Raw genomic sequence first — 21,957 nt, forward strand, 5'->3', positions numbered from 1 at the left:
CGGCCGGATCCGGCCGCCGGCCGGCTCAAGCGGCGGACTTCGACGGGCTCGGTGACGGCGCGGGCGGTTTCGGGTCGTCCTCGCCGGACAGCAGGCGGCTCGCGAGCAGCCCGCCGCCCAGCACCGCGACCGCGGCGACCATGGCGGCGATGCCCTGGGCCACCGGGCGTGGCCGGCGTCCGGGCATTCGCTGGAATCCCTCCAGCGGTTCGGACATCGGTGTCTCCCTCCAGCGCCCTCGCTGTTTCTAACGGCGCCAGGTCTCCATCGGGTGTCACCCGTACCGGGTCGCCCGAACAACCGGGTATCCACCTACATGTCCGGCATTCACGATTGATGGCAGGAGGTGCGCGATGGAGGAGCCGTTCCGAACCGATTTCCGCCGGGGCGCGCTGCTCGGCGTGGCGGTCATGTCCGTGGTGGCCTTCCTGGCCGGCCTCGCGGTCCGCGCCTACGCCGGCGAGACGCCGGCCCGGCCCGCCGTGGTGGACGCCCGGCTCGGCGACCGGCCCGGCCTCAGCCGTCCAGCAGCGCCCGCAGACGAAGACTGTCCGCCGTCGTCCACCCCGGTGGCGGGGCGATAGCCGCCCACCCGTCCACCGTCTCCGACTTGTAGACGTGGCCGTGCCCGGTCGGCACCTTGTTGGAGAAGACCATGTCGCAGCTGATCTGCCAGAACGTGATGCCCGGGTACCAGTGCATGTCCGGTGTCACGTCCGGGGCCCGCCGCCCGCTCAGCCACTCCGGCTGCTTCCACAGCAGGTCCCAGCTCCACCAGACCACCGGGTCGGTCGCGTTCTGCAGGTAGACGACCTTGGGCCGGGCGCCGGTCAGCGTGCGCAGCTCGGCCGCGTCGTCGGCGAACTCCACCGGCAGGCCCGGATAGTCCGGGTCCCAGACCGGGCTGCCCTCGGCCCGGGTCTCGGTGAGCAGCCGGTGCGTGGGGTTCGCGAAGGTCGGCCCGACCAGCAGCGCGCCGTCCGCTCCCTCGACCAGGCCCTCCGGCGTGCCGAAGGTCTTCTCCATCCCGTACGTCCCGAGGCTCTCGCCGAAGAGCAGCAGCCGGGGCCGGTCGGTGACCGGCATGGCCGCCCAGCGGGCCCGGACCGCCCCGATCAGGGCCTCGGCCGCGTCCGCCACCTCGGACCGGTCGCCCACGAAGGCGAAGAAGCTCGGCAGGTACGAGTACTGCATGGAGACCAGGGCGGTGTCGCCGGCGAACATGTACTCCAGGGAGCGGGGCACCTTGTTGTCCACCCAGCCGGTGCCGGTCGGGGTGAACACCGCCACCACGGCCCGGTCGAACGCCCCGGTGCGGTCCATCTCGCGGACCACCAGCGCGGCCCGTTCCTCGAGGGTGCGCGCCGAGGCGAGACCGGCGTAGACCCGGACCGGCTCCAGCGCGGTCCGCCCGGCGAAGGCGGTCAGTTGTTCGCCGGTGGGCGCTCCGGCGACGAAGGACCGGCCCTGCCGGCCCAGCGAGTCCCAGGACACCAGCGACCGCGGGCCGCCGGAGCGCAGCGCGGAGTCCGGCCGCCGCACCCCGTTGCCGGTGCCGTTGTTGACGACGGCCGCGGTCCGGTCGGCCATCGCGAACATCTGGCCCACCAGCAGGACGTCCACGACGCTGTAGCTGAGCAGGGCCACCGCCAGGACGCCGGCGCACCAGGCGGCCGGAACCGGTATCACCCGCAGGAACAGCCGGGCGAAAGCGTGGGTGGCCAGCCGCAGCAGCCGGGAGATGAGCAGCAGCAGGCCGAAGGTGAGCAGGCTCACCCCGACGGTGCGGCTGACGTCGTGCTCCTCCGGCGGCGGCATGCCGAGCTGGATCCGCAGGTCACGCTGCCACCGGGTGCCCAGCCAGAGGGACACCACCACGAGCAGCGGCACCACGGCGAACAGGACGCTCCACGCGATCCGGACGGTACGTGGCGTGAGCGGGCGGCGCAGCCGTCGGGCCAGCGCTCCCAGGGCGGCGCCCAGCGCGTACCCCATGGCGGCGGTTATCCCGGCGACCACGCCCTGCAGCAGCCAGGCGCGGGGCAGCAGGGACGGGGTGAAGGAGAGGCAGTAGAAGCCGGCGGCGAAACCGGCACCGGTGAGGCTGAGGCCGGAACGCAGAATGCGCCGGCGGGGTGGGGAGATCGGCGGTGCGGCGGTGGGCGGAGGGGTCTGCTCGGGCGAGCGGCGCGGGGCGGGGATCCGGCCCCGGATCGGCGCCAGCCAGCCTGTCGGCGGCGCCACCACCTGTCTACGCATCCGGTTCTCCGTTTCGTCGGGCCGGTCTCGTACCCGGGGTGTGACGGGAGCAACCCGGTACGTGCTTCTCATCATCGGGGGTCTATGCCGTTGAGCGCCGCCCCATTTCCCCCTGACTTTCTGGCCCCCGGGTTGGTTCAGCCGGGCCGCCGACTGCCGATGACAAGCGGTGAGGAGGGATGCCATGCGGCTGCGCAACTGGATCGCCGTGCTGGTCAGCGTGTTGTTGCTGGCCGGTGCCGGGTTCGTCGGCTTTCTGGTGAACCGGTCGACCGTCCAGGCGGTCGAGACGGTGCATCAGAACGACACCACGGCACTCGGCGCCAACAACGGCACCCTTACGGGCCAGCTCCAGAAGAACTCCGTGAAGGAGCTCACCTTCCTGCTGGGGCAGCTCGCCGTCCGGTTGTCCGCCGACGACCCCGTCGACCGCGCGGTGCTGGCCCTGGCCGCCAGGAAGAGCGTCACCTTCCAGTACGGGCTGATCACCACTGATCTGGAGGGCGACTTCCTGACCGCCAGCCGGACCTCCGGTCTGCCGTCGCCGGGGGACGCCGCCTGGGATCCGTTGTGGGCCAAGGTCAGGACCGACAGGTACGGGTTCTCCGGCGTGATGCGGGCCGGCGACACCGTCGTGGCCGCGGTGGCCATCCCGGTCATCGTCGGCGGCGGTGTGGTCGGCTACCTGGTCGGCCTCAACGAGGTGGCGCACACCTCGCTGCACGGCTACATCCGTGAGCTGCGCAGCGAGACACACACGACGATGATCGTCGACAGCGCCGGCCGGATCGGCGCGGCCAGCGACGACGCGCTCGTCGGCGGCGCCGTGCACGACGAGATCAAGGCGTCGCTGAACCGGGAGGACGCCCAGTTCGTCGAGTACGCCGAGAACGGCACCGACATGATCGCGGTGGTGGTCGGTGGCCTGGCCAGTGACTGGTCCTATGTGCGGACCCAGACCAAGGCCTCGTTCGACGGCGCGGTCTACAGCCGCAGCCAGACCCTCAACCTCACCCTGCTCGCCATGCTGGTGATCGGTGTGGTGGGAATCACCCTGCTCGGTTACCGGACGCAGATTCAGCGCCGTCGCGCCGACGAACGGTTCCAGGCGCTCTTCCAGCACGCGCCGGATCTGGTGTCGGTGCTGGACGAAGCCGGCCGGATCATCTTCAGCAGCCCCAGCGCGGTGTCGGTGCTCGGGTTCGAGGTCGGGGCGCTGGTCGGGCACAGCGTCTTCGACGTGGTGCACCCCGACGACCAGCGGCAGATGCGGGACCGGCTGACCAGATTGCTGACCGACCCGTCCGGCGTGCTGCGCCTGCAGTGCCGGGTCCGTACCGCCGACGGCCAGTTCCGCTGGTTCGATTTCACCGCCTCCAACCAGATGGACAACCCGGCCCTCGTCGGCGTGGTGATCAACGCCCGGGACATCTCGGAGAACCGGGCCTTCCAGGAGCGGCTGGAGCACGAGGCCCAGCACGACCCGCTGACCGGGCTGCCCAACCGGCGCCGGATGCAGGACCGGCTCTGCTCGTCGCTGCGGTCCGAGTCGGTGGCGGTGCTGTTCGTCGATCTGGACGGGTTCAAGCCGGTCAACGACGCGCACGGCCACGAGGTCGGCGACGAACTGCTGCGCCAGGTGGCGGACCGGCTCAGCGCGTGCGTACGGTCCACCGACGTGCTGGCCCGGGTGGGTGGCGACGAGTTCGTCATGCTGATGCCCGGTGTCCACGACCGGGCCGACGTCGAGGCGATGAGCAGCCGGGTGGGGTACGTTCTCGAGCTGCCGTTCCGGATCGACGGGTACGAGATCTCGATCAGCGCGAGCGTCGGTGTGCACATGGCGCCGGCCGCCGCGGACCCCGACGAGGCCTTGCGTGCCGCCGACCACGCCATGTACGAGATCAAGTATTCGCGGCGGCTGCCGGCCGGCGCGATCGTCCGGGTGGGCCGGCACCGCGCGACGGACTAAACTTAGTGCACACTGGGTGCATTAAGTTCCCCGACGAACGGCGGTGGCTGCGGTGTCCAAGGTGCTCTCCCGGCGCGACCTCGACTTCCTGCTGTACGAGTGGCTCGGCGCCGAGTCACTGACCACCCGTGAGCGGTACGCCGAGCACTCGCGGGAGACGTTCGACGCGTTCCTCGACGTCTCCCAGCGGATCGCCGAGCGCGACTTCGCGCCGCACAACCGGGCCGGCGACCTGACCGAGCCGGTCTTCGACGGCGAGAAGGTCACGATCATCCCGGAGGTGAGCCGGGCGCTGCGGATCTTCGCCGAGTCCGGTCTCCCGGCCGCCGGCTTCCCGGCCGAGCACGGCGGCCTGCAACTGCCGCACGTGGTGCAGCGGGCCTGCTTCCTGTGGTTCCAGGCCGCCAACACGGCCACCTCGGCCTACGCCATGCTCACCGCGGGCAACGCCCACCTGCTGCTCACCTACGGCACCGAGGAGCAGATCCGGCGTTACGTCCACCCGATGATCGAGGGCCGGTTCACCGGCACCATGTGCCTCTCCGAGCCGCAGGCCGGATCCTCGCTCAGTGACGTGACGACCAGGGCCACGAGACAGCCCGACGGCACCTACCGGATCGACGGCGGCAAGATGTGGATCTCCGGCGGCGACCACGAGCTGAGCGAGAACATCATCCACCTGGTGCTGGCCCGGGTGCAGGGCGCGCCGGCCGGGGTGAAGGGCCTGTCACTGTTCATCGTCCCGAAGCGTGACCTGGAGACCGGCGAGCGCAACGGCGTGATCCTGGCCGGGCTCAACCACAAGATGGGCTACCGGGGCACCACCAACACGGTCCTCGCCTTCGAGGGCGCCGCCGCCGAACTGGTCGGCGAGGAGGGCCGCGGCCTGGCGTACATGTTCCACATGATGAACGAGGCGCGGATCGGGGTCGGCTCCGGCGCGGTGGCCCTCGGCTACACCGGCTATCTGCATGCTCTCGCGTACGCCCGGGAGCGCCTGCAAGGCCGCCCGGTGAGCGGACCCGGCGTGTCGGGTTCGGGTGCGAACAGCGCCCGAATCCCACACACCGGCAAGGACCCGCTGGCCCCGCCGGTGCCGATCGTCCAGCACCCGGACGTGCGCCGCATGCTGCTCGCCTCCAAGTCGTACGTCGAGGGCGGCCTCGCCCTGGTCCTCTACGCGGCGAAGCTGCTGGACGAGCCGTCCGAGGAGAACGACCTGCTGCTCGACACGCTCACCCCGATCGTGAAGGCCTGGCCGTCGCAGTGGTGCCGGCTCGCCGACGACCACGCCATCCAGGTCCACGGCGGGTACGGCTACACCCGCGAGTACCCGGTCGAGCAGTTCTACCGGGACAACCGGCTCAACTCGATCCACGAGGGCACCGACGGCATCCAGGCGCTCGACCTGCTCGGCCGCAAGGTGACCCAGCGCGGTGGCGCCGGCCTGTCCCTGCTGCTGGACCGGATCCGTGCCGCCGCCGAGAAGGCGCCGGCGGAACTGGGCGGACCGGTGCTCGCGGCGGCCGGCCGGCTCGCGGCGACCACGGCCAAGCTGTGGGCCGGCGGCGACCCGTCGAGCGCGCTGGCCAACGCCACGGCCTACCTGGACGCCGCCGGCCACCTGGTGATCGCCTGGCTCTGGCTGGAGCAGCTGCTCGCCGCCGAGGGCAAGGAGGGCGCCTTCTACGAGGGCAAACGCCTCGCCGCGCGGTACTTCGTCACCCACGAGCTGCCGCGGATCGCACCCATGCTGGACCTGCTCGACTCCGGCGACACCCTGCTTCGGGACATGGACGACGCCTGGTTGGGCTAGTTTCGCAGGTATGGCCGGTAAAGCCACGATCATCGAAGTCGGCGACCACGAGGTCCGGGTCTCCAACCCGGACCGCGTCTACTTCCCGGAGCTCGGCGCCACGAAGCTCGACCTGGTCGAGTACTACCTGGCGGTGAGCGACGGGATCGTCCGCGCGCTGCGCGAGCGACCCTGCATGCTGCACCGGTTCCCGGACGGTCTGGCGGGGGAGAAGGTGCACCAGAAACGGGTGCCCAACGGGGCCCCGCCGTGGCTGGAGACGGTCCGGGTCACCTTCCCGCGGTACCACCGGCACGCCGACGAGCTGTGCGTGACCAAGCCGGCCGACGTGATCTGGGCCGTGCAGATGTCCACCGTGGAGTTCCACCCGTGGAACTCCCGCCGCGCCGACACCGAGAAACCCGACGAGTGGCGCATCGACCTGGACCCGATGCCGGACTGCCCGTTCGGCACGGTCCAGCGGGTCGCCCCGGTGGTCAGGGAGGTGCTCGACGAGATCGGCGTCACCGGCTACCCGAAGACCTCCGGCGGCAAGGGCCTGCACGTCTACGTGCGCATCGAGCCGTCCTGGGGTTTCTCCGACGTCCGGCGTGCCGCGCTCGCCTTCGCCCGCGAGGTGGAGCGGCGGGCCCCGGACGACGTGACCACGACCTGGTGGCGCCGCGACCGCGATCCGAACGCGCTGTTCATCGACTACAACCAGAACGCGCGTGACCACACCATCGCCAGCGCCTACTCGGTGCGGGGCGTCCCCACGGCCACCGTCTCCACCCCGGTCACCTGGGACGAGATCCAGGATCTGGACCCCAGGGACTTCACGATTCGTACGGTCCCCGCGCGCTTCGCCGAGCTGGGCGATCTGCACGCCACCATCGACGACCACGCGTACTCGCTGGACACCCTGCTGGAGTGGGCCGACCGCGACGAGAAGGCCGGCCTGGCCACCCCCGACGAGAAACCGCGAGACTAGCCGGAACCGATCGGGGCGCGGCCGCGTGTATCTGGCATGGCGCTCCCGACAGTGATGATCGACGACACCGTGGCGGGCCCGGAGCCGGACGGCTTCGAAGCCTTCTACCGGGCCAACGCGGACCGGGTGCACCGGGCGCTCGCGGTGACCCTGCGCCGCGACGACCTGGCCGCGGAGGCCGTCGCCGAGGCGATGTCCCGGGCCTACGCCCGCTGGCCCACGGTCAGCCGGCTGGAGAACCCGGCCGGCTGGGTCTTCCGGGTCGGCCTCAACTGGGCCACCTCCTGGTGGCGCAAGGTGCGCCGCGAGCGCCCACCGGCCGAGGACGCCGCCCGGCCGTACCTCCGGCCCCCGGACACCGTGGTCGCGGCGCGGGACGCGCTGGCCAAGCTGCCGGAGGCGCAGCGGGCCGTGATCACCTGCCGGGTGCTGCTCGACCTCACCACCGCAGAGACGGCCACCGCGCTGCGGATCAGCGAGGGCACGGTCAAGAGCCGTCTCTCCCGCGGGCTGGCCACCCTCCGGCACGAGCTGAACAGCGAGGACTGACGCATGGAGACGATTCCGCAGGACGTGACCGAGACGGTCCGGGCGGTGGCGGGCGCCGCGCCCGGCTACCCGGGTGACCTGACCGACGTGTATGCCCGGGCCCACCGTCGCCGCGGCCGCCGGACGGCGCTGTCGGCCGTCGCGGTGGTGGCCGTGATCGCCGGCGCGGTGGCCGGAGTGGCGATTCAGCGGCAGCAGGATCCGCTCAGCGGCACGGGAGTGGTCGCCCCGGCGGGCAGCACCGGGCCGGAGAGGACCACCGGACCCGGCGCCGGGCCGCCCGGTCAGCACCTGATCCTCCGGGCCGCGGCCGGCGACTACCGGGGCACCGGCGGGACGGCGGTCAAGCTCGGCGGCGAGACGGCGATCGGCGAGCTGCTCCCGGACGGCGAGGTGATCGGCCACCGGGTCGTCGGCGCCCGGAACTGGGAGCAGTTGGTGCTGCTGCCGGACGGCGGGGCGGTCGCGTTCGGCTCGCACGACACCGAACCGGGCATCGAGCGCACCGACGGCCCGAACGTGTCCGGGCTCGAATACCGGCTGGTGGTGACCGATCCGGACGGCCGGATCGAGGTCCAGCGGAACGTCCGCAAGCAGGGTGAGCCGGCCATGCTGGTGGCCGCCCGGAAGGACACCGCCTATCTGTGGCGCCCGGCCGGCCTGGTCATGCACGACATCCCCACCGGGAAGGAGCGGCTCGTCGCCGCGAAGTCGGCGGTGGGGCTGAGCCAGGTCTTCGGCGACCTCCGGTACACCGACATGTCCGGCGCCTGGCTGGCGGTGTCCCGGATGCGGGACGAGTGCGTACCCCGGGTCTACGACATCACCGGTGTGCGGCTCGCCGCCGAGATCCCGCTGACCGGCTGCACAGCGGTGACCGACATGCGGCTCTCCCCGGACAGCGCCACCCTCGCGGTCGCCTACGACGAGGACACCGGCTCCGGGTTGCGGGCCGTCCTGGCGCTGATCCGGGTCACCGACGGCAAGGTGCTCAAGCAGCAGGAACTGTCCGGTGCCGACGGCAAGACCTCGCCGATGGTCTCCATCGCCTGGTCGGACAGCCGCACCCTGCGGGGCGCCGTCTACCCGGTCGGCGCGGCCGGGGTCAGTGAGGTCACCGGGTTCACCGCGACGATCGACTGAGACCGTCCACCGCGCGGCGCCCGGTGGTCCCCGATCACCGGGCGGTCGGCGTACGCCCGGCCGTGCTCTCCCGGATGATCAGCCGGTGCGGCGCGCACAGTTCGAGCCCCGGCGGGGGTGTGGAGCTGCGGATGCGCAGCAGCAGCCGTTCCACCGCGGTGGCCGCGATCATCTCCTTGTCCGGCGAGATGGTGGTGACCGTCGGGTTGGAGAAGCGCCCGTCCTCGATGTCGTCGTAACCGACCACCGCGACGTCCTCGGGTACCCGCAGGCCCCGGGACACGATGGTCCGGATCGCCCCGAGTGCGACCAGGTCGCTGTAGCAGAACACCGCGTCCGGCGGCTCGGCGAGGGACAGCAGGTGTTCCATGGCGTGGGCGCCGTCCGGCCGGTTGAACCGGGGCGTGCTGATGATCAGGTCTTCCCGGGGCGTGATCCCTCGGGCCGCGTGCGCCTCCCGGAAGCCCCGGGTGCGCCGCTGGGCGGCCTCGCCGGTGGCGTAGGGCTGGTCGCCGATCGCCGCGATCCGCTTGCGGCCCATGTCGATCAGGTGCTCGGTGGCCTGCCGGGAGGCCGCCACGTCGTCTATCCCGACGTGGTCGAAGCTGCCGTCGCTGGAGCGTTCGCCGAGGACGACGAGGGGCAGGTTGTGGTCGCGGCTGGCGAGCGCCTGCTGGTCGAGGCCGAGCGGGCTGAAGATGACGCCGTCGAAGAGCAGCCGGCGGGAGCCGTCCGCGATGAACGCCCGTTCGTGCTCGGGGTCGCCGTCGGTCTGGTCGATCAAAACGTTATAGCCGCTGACCCGCGCCGTCCGGATCACGCTCTGCAACAACTCGGAGAAGTACGGGGTGTCCAGGTACGGCACGACGACCGCGATCTGGCCGGACCGTCCTTGCGCCAGGTTCCGTGCGAGCACGTTGGGTCGGTAGCCGAGCTGTTCGACCGCCCGTTGAACGCGCTCTCTCGTACGCTCCGTGACGTTGGCGTAGCCGTTGACGACGTTGGAGACGGTTCGGCTGGAGACGCCGGCCAACTCCGCGACGTCACGCAGAGTGACTTCTCGACGCATTCTTGCCCCCTCTGACCGCCCCAAGTTTCCGGCAGGTTACCCCTTGCCGTCGTTCAGGGACCCGTGCATGCTTTGCTTTGCAGCGCTGCAAAAAGCGTAGCAACCCAGCTCGACCAGCGGTGAAGACTGTTTGGCGTGCGTAGTTCGGCCTTATGGCCGACCCCCGATGTGCCAGCACCGGAGGTCGGCACTCTGAGCCCTTGACCGGTCTCAGAACTGATCAACTGGATACGCATCTACTCGTCTGTGAGGACCCAGTGAACATCGGCAACTTTAGTGCACGGAAAGTCAGTCGGCGATCAGTTGTGGCGGCCATCGCGGCCACGGCGACCGCGGTGACCCTGGCGGCCTGCGGCAGCGGCGACGACAAGGAGGCCACCTCGGCGAAGCCGACCGGCACCGTCACCGTCAAGGTGTGGGCCTGGTACCCGGAGTTCAAGGCCGTGGTGGACCAGTTCAACGCGACCCACACCGACGTCAAGATCGAATGGACCAACGCCGGCACCGGCCAGGACCAGTACACGAAGCTGCAGACCGCGCTGAAGGCCGGCAAGGGCGCACCCGACGTGGTGATGCTGGAGCTGCAGGAGATTCCCACCTTCGCGCTCACCAAGCACCTGGTCGACCTCGGCAAGTACGGCGCGAACGACGTCAAGGGCGACTACGCCGGCTGGGCGTGGAGCCAGGTCAGCTCCGGTGACCAGGTCTACGCGATCCCGGTCGACGCCGGCCCCATGGCGATGATGTACCGCGAGGACATCTTCAAGAAGTACAACCTGACCGTCCCGACCACCTGGGACGAGTACAAGGCGCAGGGCGAGAAGCTGAAGGCCGCTTCCGGTGGCAAGTCGTTCATGACCGACTTCGGCGCCAACGACGGCGGTTTCATGACCGGTCTGTTCTGGCAGGCCGGCGCCAAGCCGTACACCTACGACCTGGCCAGCCCGTCGAACATCGGCGTGAACGTCAACTCCGCCGAGGCCAAGAAGGTCCTGGAGTACTGGGAGGGCCTGGTCGGCAGCGGTGTCGCCGACACCACGGCGTTCCACACCACCGACTTCTACAACGGCCTCAACACCGAGAAGTACGCCACCTACCTCGCGGCCGGCTGGGGCCCCGGCTACATCCAGGCCAACGCCGCCAAGTCGTCCGGCAAGTGGAAGGTCGCGCCGCTGCCGCAGTGGACCGCCGGCGCCAACGCGCAGGGCGACTGGGGCGGCTCCTCGTTCGCGGTGACCGACCAGGCGCAGTACCCGGAGATCGCGGCCAAGGTCGCCATGGAGATCTTCGGCGCCAAGAACACCGAGGCCTGGAAGATCGGCATCGACAAGGCGTTTCTCTTCCCGACCGTCAGCCCGGTCCTCGAGTCGGACCTGTTCAAGGGCAAGGCCTACGACTTCTTCGGCGGCCAGAAGGTCAACGAGGTCTTCGTCCCGGCCTACAACGGCATCGGTGACCTGGACTGGAGCCCGTTCAACAGCTACAACTTCAACCAGCTGACCACCAACCTGAACCAGGCGATCGAGAAGAAGACGTCCTGGTCGGCGGCCCTGGACACGGCGCAGGAGAACATCAAGACCTACGCCACCCAGCAGGGCTTCAAGGTTCAGTAATGACCGAGGTCCAGACTCCCCCCGCGGCCGCTCCGGCGGCCGCGGGCCCCTCGGCGAAAGCCGGAACCCGCCGCACGGCACGGGTCAAGGAGGCGGCCACCGGCTGGCTCTTCGCCCTGCCGTTCACGATTCTGCTGATCGCCTTCCTGCTGCTGCCGATGGCGTACGCGTTCAAGATCAGCCTCTACCGGTCCACCCTCATCGAGGGCGAGGTCTTCGCCTGGTTCGAGAACTACCAACAGGCGTTCCAGGACCCGCTGGTCCGCGAGGGCGTGGTCCGCGTCCTGATCTTCGGCCTGGTCCAGACGCCGGTGATGATCGGCATCGCGCTGATCGCCGCTCTGCTGATCGACGCGACGACCTCGCGGTTCTCCCGGTTCTTCCGGCTCGCCGCGTTCGTCCCCTACGCCGTGCCGGTCGTGATCGGCACCCTGATGTGGGGCTTCCTCTACAGCGACACCATCGGCCCGCTCTCCGGCCTCGGCATCGACTTCGTCTCCAGTGACGTGGTGCTGGCGTCGCTGGGCAACATCACCACCTGGCAGTGGGCCGGCTACAACATGATCGTCCTGTACGCCGCCCTGCAGGGCCTGCCCCGGGAGACCTACGAGTCGGCGCGCATCGACGGCGCCGGCGAGGTGCAGATCGCCCTCCGGATCAAGACCCCGATGATCAGTTCCGCGCTGATCCTGGCGACCCTGTTCACCATCATGGGCACGCTGCAGTTCTTCACCGAGCCGCTGATCCTGCAGCCGCTCAACCCGGGCGCGATCACCCAGCACTACACACCCAACGTGTACGCCTACAACCAGGCGTTCTCGTTCCAGCAGTACAACTACTCGGCGGCCATCTCGTTCCTGCTCGGTGCGGTGGTCTTCGTCGGGTCGTACATCTTCCTGTTCGTCACCCGGAAGAGGAGCGCGCTGCGATGAGTCTCAAGAAGGGCAGCCTCCTCGCCCACATCGTCATGGGCGTGATGGCGATCTACTTCCTGCTTCCGTTCTGGTGGCTGGTGGTCGCCGCGACCAAGGACAACGCGGGCCTCTTCGAGTCGGCCTCGCTGTGGTTCTCCGACTTCCACCTGACCGACAACCTGTCCGCGCTGTTCCAGCAGGACAACGGGGTCTTCGCCACCTGGCTGCGCAACTCGGCGTTCTACGCGGTGGTCAGCGGCGTCGGCTCCACCGTGATCGCGGCGCTGGCCGGCTACGCCTTCGCGAAGTTGCGCTTCCCCGGCCGTAACGCCCTGTTCACGCTCCTGCTCGGTCTGATCATGGTGCCGGCGACCGCGCTGGTGCTGCCGACCTACCTGCTCATGTCGCAGATGGACCTGGTCGACACGATCTGGGCGGTCATCCTGCCGTCGCTGCTCAACCCGTTCGGCGTCTACCTGCTGCGGGTGTACGTGCACGACTCGATCCCGGAGGAGATGCTCGAGGCGGCCCGCATCGACGGCGCCGGCGAGCTGCGGGTCTTCACCAGCGTGGCGCTGCCCGCGATGAAGCCGGCCCTGGTCACCGTCCTGCTGTTCGGCATCGTCGCGTCCTGGAACAACTTCTTCCTGCCGCTGGTGATGCTGAGCGACGACCAGCTCTACCCGCTCACCGTCGGCCTGCGGAGCTGGTACATGTCCGCGATCATGGGCAACGGCGGCGCGGCCACCTTCAGTGTGATCGTGACCGGCTCCCTGATGGCGATCGTCCCCCTGATCGCCGCCTTCCTGATGTTGCAGCGGTACTGGCGCGGTGGCCTGACCATCGGCTCGGTCAAGTGAGGTCCGTCCGCGACCTGTCTCGCCGGAGTTGACACGGCGTCCCCACCGTCGGGGACGGACCTCGTCAACCCGCGCGTCTCCTCTTCTTCTTTGGTAAAGGGAACAACCATGCTCCGTGCGCGTGTCGCATTGAATCCGGGCGCCGTCGTGGCGCCGGTCAGCCGCCGGACCTTCGGCTCCTTCGTCGAGCACATGGGCCGCTGTGTCTACACCGGCATCTACGAGCCGGGCCATCCGCTCGCCGACGAGGACGGCTTCCGGACCGACGTGCTGTCGCTCGCCCGCGAGCTCGGCGTCACCATGGTCCGGTACCCGGGCGGCAACTTCGTCTCCGGCTACCGCTGGGAGGACGGCGTCGGACCGGTCGAGAAGCGGCCCCGCCGACGTGACCTGGCCTGGCGCAGCATCGAGACCAACGAGGTCGGCATCGACGAGTTCGCCAAGTGGGCGGAGAAGGCCGACGTCGAGATCATGTACGCGGTCAACCTCGGCACCCGCGGCGTGCAGGAGGCGCTCGACGTCCACGAGTACCTCAACCACCCGGAGGGCACCGCGCTGAGTGAGCAGCGGCGCGCCAACGGGGCGGAGAAGCCCTACGGCGTCAAGCTCTGGTGCCTCGGCAACGAGCTCGACGGTCCGTGGCAGACCGGCCACAAGACCCCCGAGGAGTACGGGCTGCTCGCGGCCGCCACGGCACGGGCGCTGCGGTCCGCCGAGCCGGATCTCGAGCTGGTCGCCTGCGGCAGCTCCAGCTCGTCGATGCCGACGTTCGGAACGTGGGAGTCCACGGTTCTGGAGCACGCGTACGACCTGGTCGACTACGTGTCGTGCCACGCGTACTACGAGGAGCACGACGGCGACCTGGGCTCGTTCCTGGCCAGCGCGGTCGACATGGACTACTTCGTGAACAGCATCGTGGCCACCGCGGACGCGGTCGGCGCCCGGCTGAAGAGCAAGAAGAAGATCAACCTGTCGTTCGACGAGTGGAACGTCTGGTACCTGTCCCGGTTCCAGAACGCGCCGCTGCCGGAGGAGTGGAAGGTCGCCCCGCCGGTCATCGAGGACCAGTACAACGTGGCCGACGCCGTGGTGGTCGGCAACCTGCTGATCTCGCTGCTGCGGCACAGCGACCGGGTCACCGCGGCCTGCCAGGCCCAGCTCGTCAACGTGATCGCCCCGATCATGACGGAGCCCGGCGGCCCGGCGTGGCGGCAGACCATCTTCCACCCGTTCGCCAAGACCGCCGCCCTGGCCAAGGGTGACGTGCTGCGGCTGAACATCGACAGCCCGACCTACGAGACCGCCAAGTACGGCGTGGCCCCGGTGATCGACGCCGTCGCCACCCACGACGCGGCCACCGGCGACGTCGTGGTCTTCGCGGTCAACCGGGACGTCGAGCGGGCCACCGAGTTCGCCGTGGACCTGAGCGCGTTCGGCGGGGACCTGGCCGTGGCCGAGTCCTGGACGCTGACCGACGACGAGGACCTCTACGCCGCCAACACCAGAGAGAACCCGGACCGGGTCGTCCTGCGCCCGACCGCCGAGGTGCCGGGCGGCGCCGTGGCTGTCGAGGGCGGTGTCGCCACCCTGACCCTGCCGCGCGTCTCGTGGAGCGCGATCCGGTTCACCCGTACCGCCTGATGCCTCCGCCGGCCGGCTCCGGCCGCCAGGGGAGCCGGCCGACGGAATATCTGGCAGGCTCTCGGTGTCGTCTCGGCCCGGCCGAGACGACACCGAGGGCCGGCCGACGAAAAAGTGTTATCGGGGAAGGTCCGAGAACGTCGGCGAATTGGACCTTAAAGCACCTTTAAATGTACTGGGAGAGCGGTCTCCAAAGCGCGAACATGACGGGCGTCCCTATCGTCCGCACTTCGGAGGCCGCACCCCCATGCGCCGTAAACGGAGCCTCATACTCGCCGCGGTGGCCACCGTCGCGGCCCTCGCCACCGCCTGGATCGCCCTGCCCGCCTCGGCCGCCGCGCCCACCGCCACCCTGCGCACCGTCTCCGATTGGGGCAGCGGCTGGCAGGACGAGGTGACCGTCGCCAACACCGGAACGTCCGCCATGACGTCCTGGAAAGTGGAGTTCGACCTCCCGGCCGGCGGCTCGGTCGGCAGCTTCTGGGAGGCGGACATGACCGCCTCCGGAAGCCACCGGACATTCGTCAACCGGTCCTGGAACGGCTCGATCCCGGTCGGCGCGAGCGTCACCTTCGGTTTCGTCGGCGCCGGGCCGCAGCCGGTGAACTGCAGACTGAACGGTGTCCCGTGCAACGGCACGGTCGTTCCCACCACCGCGCCGACGACGATCGTCCCCACCAAGGCGCCGACGACGGCGCCCACGACGACCGCTCCCACGACGGCGCCCACGACGACCGCGCCCAAGACCACCGAGCCGACGACGGTTCCGCCCGCGAGCAACCTGCTGCCGCTCACGATCACCAACCGGACCGGCCGCGACCAGGCCGTCCACCTGTACGTGCTGGGCGTCAACCTAAACACCGGCAAACTCGGCCACGTCAACGCGTCCGGCGTGTTCACCCCGTGGACCGGCGGCGGGGCGGTCCCGGTCCCGGCGCCGGACGTCTCCATCCCCGGCCCGGCGAACGGTTCCGCCACCACGGTCCGGGTCCCGAAGAACATCTCCGGCCGGATCTACTTCTCACTGGGCCGCAAGCTGGACTTCCGGCTCACCACCGACGGCCTGGTCCAGCCGGCGCCGTGGGCGGGCGGCGACCCGAACCGCGACATCCTGTTCGACTGGAGCGAGTTCACCCTCAACGGCTCCGGTCTGTGGCTGAACAGCTCGCAGGTGGACATGTTCGCGATCCCGCACATCGTCACGGTGACCGGTGGCGCCGGAGCCACCGCGAAGACCGGTGAGCTGGTCACCGGCGGCCGGCAGAAGGTGATCGACGCGGTCCGGGCGAACCCCGACTTCGCCAGGAGCGTGGTGACCGCCGCCGACGGCACGGTGCTGCGGGTGCTCGCCCCGGGCAAGGCCGCCGACGCCGGGCTGATGAGCCCGTCCTACCTGGACTCCTACATCACCGGCGCGTGGAACGCCTACACCGCCAAGACCTTGACCGTGGTTCCCTTCACCGACCGTCCGGACGTCCGGTACTCCGGCCGCACCAGCGGGAACGTCATGAACTTCACGGACGCGTCCGGGCGTACCGTGGCGTCCTTCACGAAGCCCTCCACCGCGAACGTCTGGGGTTGCGACGGCGCCCTGGCCGCGCCGAACGACCAGGTGGTGGGCCCGATCGCGCGGACGCTCTGCGCCGCCCTGTGGCGCACCACGCTGGGCCGGATCGACACCCAGCCGGGCGGCACGGCGGCCGACTTCTACACCGGCGGGCCGGCCAACCCGTACGCGAGGTCGATCCACGCCAACATGGTCGACGGCAAGGCGTACGCGTTCGCCTTCGACGACGTGCGGAACCAGGAGTCGCTGGTGCACGACGGCGACCCGCGTGCCGCCGGGATCACCCTCACCCCGTTCTGACGCTCGGGTCAGGACGTGGGACGGTAGGCGATCTCCGGGTCGAGCAGCGTGACCCAGGCCGGCCGCCACGCCGGGCCGCGGGAGACCATCTCCTCCTGCAGGTTGGTCCGCCACGGCCCGGAGACGCCGTCGTCGTGCCACCACTGCGGCCACGAGTCGTACCGTCGCTCCACCTGGACGCCGGTGGCGCTGGTCTCGACCCGGAGGAAGAGCCACCGGCCGTACCGTGGATCGGATTCGGCGTGGCGCAGCGCCCGGACCAGCTCGGTGAGCCGGCGGAAGGCGGAGTAGCGCTCCTCGCCGGGCCGGTCGGCCGGCGGGAACCCGCCGGGCTGGGAGCTGAAGCTGGTGGCGTCCGCGTAGGCCAGCAGTGTGCACCGCCCGTCCCCGTGCGGCGCCCGGTCCTGGAGCCAGGAGACGAGGGTGCCGAACTCCTCGGTGGTGGGCGGTGCGGGCCGGTTGAGTTCGGCGGAGTCCTGCATGGCCGCCCAGACGAGCCGGTCGTGTTCGCCCTGGCTGAGCCGGCGGACCCGGCGCATCGGCGGCCGCCTGCCGGGTTCGATCCGGGGCGCCGCGCTGCCCGGGACCAGTCCGGCCCGGGTGGCGATCGTCACAGCCGCCGCGGCGTCCACCTCTGGGTCGTCGATCAGAGCGGTGATGTGGCCGGCGGTCACCTCGGCCCGGACCGCGGCGGCGAGCAGCGCCTCGGCGTCCGCCCGGGCGCCGAGCCGGCCCAGCGTGGCGAGGGTGTTCTCGGCGGTGAGCAGCGGGGCGAGCATGTCGGTCATGCCGTCGGCGACGCGGCCCTGGTAGCGGACCCGGGACCAGCGGCCGTTCTCGTGCCAGATCACGAAGCCGAGCCGGTCGCGTTCGGCGAGCGGGGACAGGGTGTCCCAGGGCAGCCAGTCCGGGGCGCCGGTGAGCAGGTCGAGCGGCGGATCGGCCTGGAGTGTGCCGCTGTGCTCGTGGTGCCCGTAGAGGACCGCGCGACGGCCGTCCAGCAGCGCGAACCGTGCCCAGTTCCGCTCGCCCTGGGCGAACTCGGCGCCGAACCGGTCGATGGTCCACGACTCGTTGCGGCCGATCGCGGCGTGCGTGGCACTCAGGGTCGCCCAGCGGGTCCAGAGCAGTCCGGGCGCGGGCAGATCCACGTCGGTCAGCATCTGTCCACTGTGCCAAATGGGCACCGGCCGGTGGCAACCCCGGGTGCCCGCGGGTTGCTTCCGGTTGCGGTCCGGGTGCCGGTGGTCAGCGGCGCCGGGTGCGGGCCGAACGACTCGGTGATGCTTACCCACGCCTTCGGTTTCCTCGGTGCCGCTCTGTCCATGTCCATCGCCTGGCCGCAGGTCTACCGCTCCTGCGTCCGACGGCGCACCAGCGGCCTGTCGGCCACCGCGTGCATGCTGAGTGTCGCGATGCCGTTGGGCTGGGTGACCTACGGGCTGCTGATCGGCGACCGCTTCCAAGTGGTGACGAACACAGTCAGCACGCTGACCGGGCTCGCCATCCTGATCGCGCTGCTGGTGACCCGGCCGGCGTTGCGGGCCGGACGGGCTCTGCTGACCAGCGCCGGCGCGGCCGCCGGAGTGCTGTGCGCGCTGCTCGGCACCGCAGCCTCGGCCGCGCTTCCGCAGGTGAGCGGCCCGCGGGCGGCCGCGATGCTGGGCACGGTGCTGGCCGCGGTGTCGTTCGTGTCGGCGGTGCCGCAGCCGTTGGCGCTGCTCCGCGACCGTACCCAGGACGTCTCCGGGCTGTCCCCGGTGCGCTGGACGCTGGCCGCGTCGGCGTGCGGTTCCTGGCTGGTCTACGGCCTCGGCGTCGGCCAGCCGGCCGTGTGGGCGTCCGCGCTGGTCGGCCTGGTCAGCGCCCTGATCGTCTGCGGTGTCCTGCTGGTACGCCGTACCGGTTCCCGCGCGCTCGCCACCGCCTGAGCCCCCGAAGTAGAAGATCGCTCGCATCCGTCTCCTACGATGCGGTCGATCATTACGAAAGGGGGCTGTATGCCGAGGATCCGACCGCGCCTGCTCATAGCCGGTGCCCTGGCCGCCGCCGTCGCCACGACGGCGGCGGTCTCCGTGCCGATGTCCGCATCAGCCGCACCGAAGTCCGCCACCACCAGCGCCGCGGAGAAGCGCCGCCTGGACCGCCTGCCCACGCCGAAGCTGGGCTGGTACAAGTGCTACGGGATCGCCGAGTGCGCCACCGTGAAGGTGCCGCTCGACTACGACAAGCCCAAGGGCGCCCAGACCGAGCTGGCCGTCGTCCGGGTGAAGGCCACGAATCAGAAGCGCAAGATCGGCAGTCTGTTCGTGAACCCGGGCGGCCCGGGTGGCTCGTCCACCCAGTTGGCGCTCGCCGCGCCCGACTTCCTGAGCGACTCGGTCCTGGAGCGCTTCGACGTCGTCGGCGTCGACCCGCGCGGCGTCGGGTTCAGCGCCAACGTCAAGTGCTTCAAGTCGGTCAAGCAGCAGACCGCCGTGTTCAACAAGATGAACGTCGCCTTCCCGCTCGGTTCGGCCGAGGAGAAGCGGTACATCGCCGGCGCCAAGGCTTTCGGCAAGGCGTGCTCCAGCACCGGCAAGACGCTGGCCGGTGCGATGTCCACCGCCGAGGTGGCTCGCGACATGGAGCTGATGCGCCGTGCCGTCGGTGACAAGAAGCTGACCTATCTGGGCTTCAGCTACGGCACCGCGCTCGGGCAGTACTACGCGAACATGTTCCCGGACCGGTTCCGCGCGCTCGCCGTCGACGGCAACATCGACCCGCGGCAGTGGGCCGGGACCGGCAAGAGCGGCAACAAGATCCTCGACGCCCGGATGCACTCGGCCGAGGGCGCCGGCAAGGCGCTGCGGGAGATCCTGGTCCGCTGCGACAAGGCCGGCGAGGAGTACTGCGCGTTCGCCGCCGGCGACCCGGTCGCCAACTACGCCGCCATCGTCAAGAAGCTGCGGGCCAAGCCGCTGGTCATCACCGACGAGTTCGGCACCGAGAAGATCACCTACGCGGACTTCGTCGGCGCCACGATGATCATGCTCTACACCACGTACGCCGGTGACATGGTCACCCAGTTGGCCGCCGAGGTCGCCGCGTTCCAGGCCGGCGGCGCCGCCGCGACCGACGCCAAGGTGTCGCTGCGCAAGCGGCTCCAGGCCGCCAAGGAGGTCGGCTACGACTTCCCGTACGACAACAGTTTCGAGACGCAGAGCGCGGTCACGTGCACCGACGGCAAGTACCCGAAGGACGCGAACGGCTGGCCGGTGGCGACCGCCTCCCGTGACCTGCAGGCACCGTACTTCGGCCGGCTCTGGGGCTGGACCGACGCCCAGTGCGCGAGCAACACCTGGACCGTGCGGGACGAGGACGCCTACCGGGGCCCGTTCAACAAGCGCACCAAGGCGACCGTTCTGGTGATCGGCAACTACTGGGACCCGGCCACCAACTACGCCGCGTCCGTGTCGTCGAGCCGGCTGCTGCCCAACTCGCGGCTGCTGTCCAGCGACAACTGGGGGCACACGGCGTACGGCACCGGCGTCTGTGTGACCGCCGCCGTCGACACCTACCTGCTGACCGGCAAGGTGCCGGCCAAGGGCACGGTCTGCCGGGGCGAGATCCAGCCGTTCACCGTGAAGCTGGAGCCCGGTGAGGAGCCGGAGCCGGGTGACAAGGACATCACCAAGTCGGCCGTGGAGCCGGGCAAGACGCTGCCGCCGGTGGTGGCGCCGAAGCCGGTCTCGGTTCTGATCGGGGGCCGCTGATCTCCGCCGCCGGGCCGGTGTTCGTGGGCGGTCCGGCGGCGCTGTGACGGACGCCGGGTCACGTGGCCCGGCGTCCGCCGTCAGAGGGCTTCCAGTCGGCGCTGTCGTGACTGTCCGCGGTCAGCCCGGCGAACGAAGCGATCAATAGCAGGACGAAGAAGACAAGCAACGCGATTTCCATACATCAAGGGTCGCGCTGTTCCCGCTGCCGCGACAGTGGCAGGAATGCCATACATCTTCAAGATACTGCCAACCTCGGGTACGGTGGCCACATGTTGAGAAGCGTCGCCGTGATCGTGATGCCCGAGGTGGCGGTGTTCGAACTCGGCGTCCTCTGCGAGATGTTCGGCTACGACCGCACCGCCGAGGGCCTGCCCGGCTACGACTTCTCCGTGTGCGGCGTCGACGGCGGCCCCGTCCGGACCCACGCCGGCTTCACCATGAACCCGGAGTTCGACCTCACCCCGGCCGAGACGGCCGACCTGGTCGCGGTCGCCCCCAACGACATGCGCGAGGTGCCGCCCGAGGTGCTCGGCGTGCTGCGCCGCGCCCACGAGCGCGGCGCCTGGGTGATGAGCGTCTGCACCGGCGCGTTCGCCCTCGGCGAGGCCGGTCTGCTCGACGACCGCCGCTGCACCACCCACTGGCGGCACACCGACGAGCTGTCCGCCCGCTACCCACGGGCCAAGGTCGACCCCGGCGTCCTCTACGTGGCCGACGGCAACATCATGACCAGCGCCGGGACGGCCGCGGCCATCGACTGCGGTCTGCATCTGATCCGCGAGGAGCAGGGTTCCGCGGTGGCCGCCCAGATCGCCCGCCGCATGGTGGTGCCACCGCACCGCGACGGCGGCCAGGCCCAGTTCATCGAGACGCCGGTCCCCGCGGTCTCCTGCGAGACCCTCCAGCCGCTGCTCGCTCACGTGCTGGAGACCCTCGACCACCCGCACACCGTGGACACCATGGCCGACGCGGTGCACCTGGCCCCGCGCACCTTCGCCCGCCGGTTCCGCTCCGAGACCGGCGCCACCCCGCACGACTGGCTGACCGCACAGCGTGTGCTGCTGGCCCGCCGTCTGCTGGAGGACACCGATCTCGGCATCGACGCGATCGCCGCGAAGGCCGGTTTCGGCAGCGCCCAGACGCTGCGGCACCACTTCACCCAGCGCCTGAGCACCACGCCGCAGAACTACCGGAGCACCTTCAAAGCCAAGATCTGAAACCACTCTCCGGTACGGGCGCCGACGCCCCGCCGAATCGGGGCCGTTCCGCCGTACCTCGCGACCCGCCTGCCACGCCCGGCGGTGCCGCGACCGCCGGGCTGATCCGCCTGCCGCGGCCCGCCTCCCGAGATCCGGACGCCCCGTGCGAGCCGGCATCCCCGGACCGGAGCCGCACCCACCGCCGGAGCCGATCGCGCGAAGGCGGTCCCGGCGCGGGGTGGTTTCACTGACCCCGGCGGCCTTGTACTCGTACAGGTACGCCGCGACCTCGTCATAGCTGCCGACCACACAGAGCGCGGGCCCGCC

General features: G+C 70.4%; 19 protein-coding genes. 14 read left to right on the plus strand and 5 right to left on the minus strand.

All coding sequences use genetic code 11. From position 1 onward, the window contains the following. Positions 1–25 precede the first annotated feature (25 nt). The gene (locus AB0I88_RS25825; protein ID WP_361029563.1) at positions 26–217 is read right to left on the minus strand and encodes a hypothetical protein; all 192 of its coding nucleotides are present in this window, start codon (positions 215–217) and stop codon (positions 26–28) included. A 136-nt stretch (positions 218–353) separates the two neighbouring features. Between AB0I88_RS25825 and AB0I88_RS25830 the strand changes: the two genes are divergently transcribed. Further along, positions 354–584, plus strand: a complete 231-nt coding sequence (locus AB0I88_RS25830; protein WP_361029566.1) for a hypothetical protein — start codon at positions 354–356, stop codon at positions 582–584. Here AB0I88_RS25830 and AB0I88_RS25835 read toward each other — a convergent pair. Then, positions 517–2,259 carry an alpha/beta hydrolase gene (locus AB0I88_RS25835; protein ID WP_361029569.1) on the minus strand — a complete coding sequence of 581 codons (1,743 nt, stop codon included), beginning with the start codon at positions 2,257–2,259 and terminating at the stop codon, positions 517–519. The two genes, AB0I88_RS25830 and AB0I88_RS25835, sit on opposite strands and share 68 nt — an antisense overlap. Positions 2,260–2,443: 184 nt before the next feature. Here AB0I88_RS25835 and AB0I88_RS25840 point away from each other — a divergent pair, with 184 nt between their 5' ends. Genes AB0I88_RS25840 through AB0I88_RS25860 form a run of 5 tightly spaced genes read left to right on the plus strand, consistent with a single transcriptional unit; the run spans position 2,444 to position 8,709 of the window. Continuing rightward, the gene (locus tag AB0I88_RS25840) at positions 2,444–4,231 is read left to right on the plus strand and encodes a sensor domain-containing diguanylate cyclase (RefSeq protein ID WP_361029572.1); all 1,788 of its coding nucleotides are present in this window, start codon (positions 2,444–2,446) and stop codon (positions 4,229–4,231) included. 43 nt (positions 4,232–4,274) lie between these two features. Next, complete coding sequence (locus AB0I88_RS25845) at positions 4,275–6,047, plus strand: acyl-CoA dehydrogenase (protein WP_361029575.1); 1,773 nt, start codon at positions 4,275–4,277, stop codon at positions 6,045–6,047. Positions 6,048–6,057: 10 nt separating this feature from the next. Then, the gene (gene ligD, locus AB0I88_RS25850; protein ID WP_361029578.1) at positions 6,058–7,017 is read left to right on the plus strand and encodes a non-homologous end-joining DNA ligase; all 960 of its coding nucleotides are present in this window, start codon (positions 6,058–6,060) and stop codon (positions 7,015–7,017) included. A 36-nt stretch (positions 7,018–7,053) separates the two neighbouring features. Next, positions 7,054–7,566 carry a sigma-70 family RNA polymerase sigma factor gene (locus AB0I88_RS25855; RefSeq protein WP_361029581.1) on the plus strand — a complete coding sequence of 171 codons (513 nt, stop codon included), beginning with the start codon at positions 7,054–7,056 and terminating at the stop codon, positions 7,564–7,566. A 3-nt stretch (positions 7,567–7,569) separates the two neighbouring features. After that, positions 7,570–8,709: a hypothetical protein gene (locus AB0I88_RS25860; RefSeq protein WP_361029585.1), complete on the plus strand. Its 1,140-nt coding sequence runs from the start codon at positions 7,570–7,572 to the stop codon at positions 8,707–8,709. A 34-nt stretch (positions 8,710–8,743) separates the two neighbouring features. Here AB0I88_RS25860 and AB0I88_RS25865 read toward each other — a convergent pair whose 3' ends face one another. Then, positions 8,744–9,778, minus strand: a complete 1,035-nt coding sequence (locus AB0I88_RS25865) for a LacI family DNA-binding transcriptional regulator (protein ID WP_361029588.1) — start codon at positions 9,776–9,778, stop codon at positions 8,744–8,746. Between the two features lie 305 nt (positions 9,779–10,083). On the opposite strand from AB0I88_RS25865, the gene AB0I88_RS25870 reads away from it, so the two are divergent. From AB0I88_RS25870 to AB0I88_RS25890, 5 genes are all read left to right on the plus strand, one after another. After that, entirely contained in the window at positions 10,084–11,391 is a 1,308-nt protein-coding gene (locus AB0I88_RS25870) for an extracellular solute-binding protein (protein ID WP_361029591.1), read from the plus strand. Further along, positions 11,391–12,323, plus strand: coding sequence for a sugar ABC transporter permease (locus tag AB0I88_RS25875; protein WP_361029594.1), 933 nt, complete (start codon positions 11,391–11,393; stop codon positions 12,321–12,323). Before AB0I88_RS25870 ends, AB0I88_RS25875 begins: the two co-directional genes overlap by 1 nt. Further along, a complete protein-coding gene (locus AB0I88_RS25880) occupies positions 12,320–13,165 on the plus strand; it encodes a carbohydrate ABC transporter permease (RefSeq protein ID WP_361029597.1) in 846 nt (281 codons plus the stop codon). The genes AB0I88_RS25875 and AB0I88_RS25880 overlap by 4 nt, the downstream gene beginning before the upstream one ends. Positions 13,166–13,273: 108 nt before the next feature. Further along, on the plus strand, positions 13,274–14,806 hold the full coding sequence (locus AB0I88_RS25885) for an alpha-N-arabinofuranosidase (RefSeq protein ID WP_361029600.1): 1,533 nt from the start codon (positions 13,274–13,276) through the stop codon (positions 14,804–14,806). Positions 14,807–15,053: 247 nt separating this feature from the next. Further along, positions 15,054–16,673 (plus strand): beta-1,3-glucanase family protein, encoded by a 1,620-nt coding sequence (locus AB0I88_RS25890; RefSeq protein WP_361029603.1) that lies wholly within the window; start codon positions 15,054–15,056, stop codon positions 16,671–16,673. A gap of 8 nt (positions 16,674–16,681) precedes the next feature. Here AB0I88_RS25890 and AB0I88_RS25895 read toward each other — a convergent pair whose 3' ends face one another. After that, positions 16,682–17,836, minus strand: coding sequence for a hypothetical protein (locus AB0I88_RS25895; protein WP_361029606.1), 1,155 nt, complete (start codon positions 17,834–17,836; stop codon positions 16,682–16,684). Between the two features lie 54 nt (positions 17,837–17,890). Between AB0I88_RS25895 and AB0I88_RS25900 the strand changes: the two genes are divergently transcribed. Beyond that, positions 17,891–18,604, plus strand: coding sequence for a SemiSWEET transporter (locus tag AB0I88_RS25900; protein WP_361029609.1), 714 nt, complete (start codon positions 17,891–17,893; stop codon positions 18,602–18,604). Positions 18,605–18,673: 69 nt separating this feature from the next. After that, positions 18,674–20,428, plus strand: coding sequence for an alpha/beta hydrolase (locus AB0I88_RS25905; protein WP_361029612.1), 1,755 nt, complete (start codon positions 18,674–18,676; stop codon positions 20,426–20,428). A 58-nt stretch (positions 20,429–20,486) separates the two neighbouring features. On the opposite strand, the gene AB0I88_RS25910 is transcribed toward AB0I88_RS25905, so the two are convergent. Then, positions 20,487–20,609, minus strand: coding sequence for a hypothetical protein (locus tag AB0I88_RS25910; protein ID WP_361029615.1), 123 nt, complete (start codon positions 20,607–20,609; stop codon positions 20,487–20,489). Between the two features lie 91 nt (positions 20,610–20,700). Here AB0I88_RS25910 and AB0I88_RS25915 point away from each other — a divergent pair, with 91 nt between their 5' ends. Next, positions 20,701–21,648 (plus strand): helix-turn-helix domain-containing protein, encoded by a 948-nt coding sequence (locus AB0I88_RS25915; RefSeq protein ID WP_361029618.1) that lies wholly within the window; start codon positions 20,701–20,703, stop codon positions 21,646–21,648. Positions 21,649–21,957 lie beyond the last annotated feature (309 nt).

Source organism: Actinoplanes sp. NPDC049802 (assembly GCF_040656595.1).
GTDB lineage: Bacteria > Actinomycetota > Actinomycetes > Mycobacteriales > Micromonosporaceae > Actinoplanes.